Raw genomic sequence first — 4,200 nt, 5'->3', positions numbered from 1 at the left:
CCGGCACGCCGGCCAGCCAGCCGGCGGCGCCCAGGCCGGCGAAGACCAGGCCGACGAGTTGGGCGAAGCGGATCGGCGCCGCCGGCTCCAACTCGGCGGCCGGGGCGAGCCGGGGCGCCACCAGGGTGCGGTAGAGCAGGCCGTACGGGCCGAGGCGGGGATTGGCGGCGGTGATCGCGAAGACGACGGCCTGGGCCAGCACGAGCAGCCCCGAGCCAGTGATCAGGGCGACGGCGAGGACGACGGTGGTGAGGACGGCGGCGAACCGCGGCCCCCGGGGGTCGAGCAGCATGCGCGGGTTCCGTTCAAGGCGAGGGGTCGGTCGGTCAGGCGGGACGGACCGACGCACAGAGGCTCGCCGCGAGCCGTCCGTGATCCACGACCCGGCGCCGGGTCAACGCGACCCCGGTCACCGGGTCGCCCCGGCGAGCAGCGGGACGAGTGCCGCGCACAGATCGCCGTGGGCCGGCACGCCGGCGACCCGCCGGACCACGCGCCCTGCCGCGTCGACCACCAGCACCGTCGGGGTCCGCCAGACGTCGAGCGCGCGGGCCACGTCCAACCGTTGCTCGACGTCGACCTCGACCAGGTGCACGCCGGCCAGGTCGGCCCGGACCCCCTCCAGCACCCGACGGGTGGCCCGGCAGGGCGCGCACACCGGGGCGGAGAACTGCACCAGGGTGACGGCGCCGGCCGGCACACCCACCGCGGCCAGGGCGGCAGCCTCCCGGTCGTCACCGTGGGTGGCGACGGCCCGGATCCGGCCGTCGCGACGCCGCCACCACCAGCCGACAACGCTGGCGAGCGCGAGCACGGCCAGGACCACGACCACGCCGGTCACGCTGGGGCTTCGCACCGGTCAAGGGTGCCACAGCGAACCGCCGTCCCGGCCTCGCCGTCCCGCAGGTCGGACGCAGATCACCTCTCCGGCGCGGCACCCGGCACCGTTCGCATTGATCTCGTTCAGCCTCTAGCGCTCGCCCTCCTGCTGGCAATATCCTCCACACCACGCGCGGTTCTTGGAGGTCCTTTTCAGAGACACCCGGGACGGGCCGCCGCCCGCTGCCGCGTGCCGTCGTGGGGCCGCCGACCGGCCACAGAGGAGATGACATGCATTTCGATCACCCCGAGCTGGACCGCCGTACCCTGCTGCGGGCCGGCCTCGGCGCCGCCACGGTCGCGGTCGTCGGCAGCGAGCTCGCCTTCCCGGCCGCCGCGCTGGCCGACCCGGGCGCGGACCTCGACTGGATCATCAGCTGCGACGAGTGGGGCGCCCGCCCGCCGGCGGACCCGCTGTCGGTCAGCGCGATCCCGTCCAACAAGATCATCCTGCACCACATGGCGTTCCCGAACAGCACGGACTACTCCGAGGAGCACGCCAAGCAGCTCGCCCGGGACTGCCAGAACCTGCACATGGACGTGAACCACTGGTCGGACACCGGCCAGCACTTCACGGTGAGCCGGGGCGGCCACGTCACCGAGGGCCGGCACGGCAGCCTGGAGCGGCTGCAGGCCGGCGACCGGCAGATGATCGCCGCGCACTGCCCGGGCGAGAACGGCCGGGCGATCGGCATCGAGAACGAGGGCACGTACGTCACCGAGACCCCGCCGGACGAGCTGCTCGACGGCCTGGTGAGGCTCTGCACCACCATCTGCCGCCAGTACGGCCTGCACGCGCACGACATCTTCGGCCACTGGGACTTCCGGGCCGGCACGCTCTGCCCCGGGGCGATGTTCTACCGCCAGTTCCCGGCCGTGCGTCGCCGGGTCTTCGCCGAACTCGGCACGAGCCTCGCCGACGTGCCGGCCCGCCGCTGGCCGGACATCTGGCGCTTCGTCGGTGGCCCGACGGTGAAGGTGGCGCAGTACCTGCTCACCTTCCGCGGCTACACCGTCCCGGTCACCGGGACCTTCGACGCGGCCACTGTGGCCGCGGTGCAGGACTGGCAGGCGCGCAACGGCATCCCGGTCGACATCGACGCCACCGTCACCGGCCCGACCTGGGAGACGCTCGCGCCGGAGCTGGACAAGGACGCCGTCGGCATCCCGGTGAGCGCGGTGCAGTTCATGCTGAACTACAAGGGTTATGCCGATGTCGCCGTCACCGGCGAGTACGACTGGGTCACCAAGAAGGCGCTCAAGGACCTGCAGGCGCTGCACGGCCTGGACCCGAACGGCAAGGTCAACACCACCACCTGGTGTGCTCTGGTGGGGGGTGTGGTGCGCCAGTCGTTCCAGATGGACTGACCGGCGTACCGGCGGGGAGAGCGGTGGGGGTGGCAACGGCGCCACCCCCACCGCACCCTGCGGCCCTGCGCGACTCGCCCGTCACGTGTCGTTGTCGCCGTCATACCCGGCTGCGACGATGACCCTCGTCACAGGACGAAGGAGGGTCGCACAATGGCGTCTCGGCTCAACCCGTACCTCAGCTTCCGCGACGACGCGCGGCAGGCCATGGAGTTCTACCAGCAGGTGTTCGGCGGCAACCTGACGCTGAACACGTTCGGCGAGTTCGGCAACCCGGATCCGGCGGTCGCCGACAAGGTCATGCACGCGCAGTTGGAGACCGACAGCGGGTTCACGCTGATGGCCTCGGACACCCCGCCGGAGATGGCGTACAACCCGGGGAACAACATCTCGATCAGCCTCAGCGGCGACGACGGCGACGAACTGCGCGGCTACTGGCAGCAGCTTTCTGACGGCGGCACCGTGGCGGTGCCGCTGGAGAAGCAGATGTGGGGCGACGAGTTCGGCATGTGCGTGGACCGCTTCGGCATCGGCTGGATGGTCAACATCGCCGCACCCCAGGCAGCCTGAGATGGACCTCAGGCCCCCTTCACCCCTCCGGTGCCTGGTCAGACTGGCCACCGCGGCCGCCGTCGCGGTGGCCGGCCTGGCGACCGTCGCCCCACCGGCCCACGCGGAGGCCGGACCGAAGGTCGCCGTGCTGACCCGCAACCTCTACCTGGGCGGGGACCTCACGCCCTCGATCGGCGCGCCCACCATGCCGGCGTTCCTGGCCGCCAACGCGGCCCTGCTGCGCCACGTGGACCTGGTCGACTTCCCGGCCCGCGCGGCGCTGATCGCGCAGGAGATCCGCGAGCGCAAGCCCGACCTGGTCGGCCTGCAGGAGGTGGCGCTGTGGCGCACCGGGCCGATCGGCGACCCGGCGCCGGCCACCGAGATCCGGTACGACTACCTCGCGCTGCTGCGAGCCGAGCTGGCCGAGTCCGGCCACCCGTACGACGTGGCCGTGGTCCAGAACGAGGCGGACCTGGAGGCCCCGGCCGGGGCTCCCTACCTGCTGGACGTCCGGCTCACCATGCGGGACGTGGTCCTGGTGCGGCACGGTGGCCGGGTCAAGGTGACCGCCACCTCGTCCGGCAACTTCGTCAACAACCTGGTCTTCCCGCTCGCCGCCACCGGTGGCAGCGCCACCAGCACCCGGGGCTGGACGGCGGTGGACGCCGTGCTGGGCAGCCGGACGTTCCGGTTCGTCAACACCCACCTGGAGGCGTTCCACCCGGGCGTGCGCCTGCTGCAGGCGCAGGAGTTGCTGCGCGGCCCGCTCGCCGTGCCCGGGCGGCTGGTCCTCGTCGGCGACCTCAACAGCGGGCCGGAACTGCCGGACCCGAACAACCGGCTCGCCTACCTGGCCCTGGTCGGCGGCGGGATGGTGGACACCTGGCCGGTGCTGCACCCCGGCGATCCCGGCTACACCGCCGGGCTCGGCGACGACCTGACCGAGCCGGCCGACGACGTCGAGCACCGGATCGACATGGTGCTGGTCCGCGGCACGGTGGTGCCGGTCGCCAGCGAGCTGTTCGGCACGGAACGGCGGACCGCCGACGGCCGGTGGGCGTCGGACCACCTGGGTCACCAGGCGGTGCTCGCGTTGCCCTGATCGCGGGGAAACGTCGGCCTTCGCGGGTGGTGAACGGCATCTATCCCGAGCCATGGAACTCAATCAATCATTACCGGGAGGTAGATATGAGCCATTCTCACCTCCGGGTGTGACGCCCGGGCGCGGAGGGCGAGACGTCGGCACAGCGGCAGCCGGGCGTACCACCGGCCCGACTCCGCCCCCGGAGGATCCGCCATGCCCCGTCCCACCACACGTCTCCGCCTCGCGGTGGCACCGACGGGCACCGGTGGGGCGACGGCGAGGAGAGCCCGGCGTTGGCGCGGGCCGGGGACGCG

The 4,200-nt window shown here is 72.5% G+C and carries 5 protein-coding genes; 3 read left to right on the top strand and 2 right to left on the bottom strand.

From position 1 onward, the window contains the following. Together ACWEVO_RS31515 and ACWEVO_RS31510 are read right to left on the bottom strand one after the other, a co-directional pair. The coding region (locus ACWEVO_RS31515) for a DUF4395 family protein (protein ID WP_452311103.1) at window positions 1–292 on the bottom strand (292 nt) is incomplete at its 3' end. A 117-nt stretch (window positions 293–409) separates the two neighbouring features. After that, a complete protein-coding gene (locus ACWEVO_RS31510) occupies window positions 410–856 on the bottom strand; it encodes a TlpA family protein disulfide reductase (protein WP_452311102.1) in 447 nt (148 codons plus the stop codon). A 254-nt stretch (window positions 857–1,110) separates the two neighbouring features. Here ACWEVO_RS31510 and ACWEVO_RS31505 point away from each other — a divergent pair, with 254 nt between their 5' ends. The 3 genes from ACWEVO_RS31505 (at window position 1,111) to ACWEVO_RS31495 (ending at window position 3,904) form a co-directional block, all read left to right on the top strand. Beyond that, complete coding sequence (locus tag ACWEVO_RS31505; RefSeq protein WP_452311101.1) at window positions 1,111–2,247, top strand: peptidoglycan recognition protein family protein; 1,137 nt, start codon at window positions 1,111–1,113, stop codon at window positions 2,245–2,247. A 153-nt stretch (window positions 2,248–2,400) separates the two neighbouring features. Beyond that, on the top strand, window positions 2,401–2,817 hold the full coding sequence (locus tag ACWEVO_RS31500) for a VOC family protein (RefSeq protein WP_452311100.1): 417 nt from the start codon (window positions 2,401–2,403) through the stop codon (window positions 2,815–2,817). Between the two features lies 1 nt (window position 2,818). Then, the gene (locus tag ACWEVO_RS31495; protein WP_452311099.1) at window positions 2,819–3,904 is read left to right on the top strand and encodes an endonuclease/exonuclease/phosphatase family protein; all 1,086 of its coding nucleotides are present in this window, start codon (window positions 2,819–2,821) and stop codon (window positions 3,902–3,904) included. Window positions 3,905–4,200 lie beyond the last annotated feature (296 nt).

Source organism: Micromonospora sp. NPDC003776 (assembly GCF_053605645.1).
The sequence above is the reverse complement of the archived record's forward strand: the minus strand, read 5'-3'. Positions and strand labels throughout refer to the sequence as shown.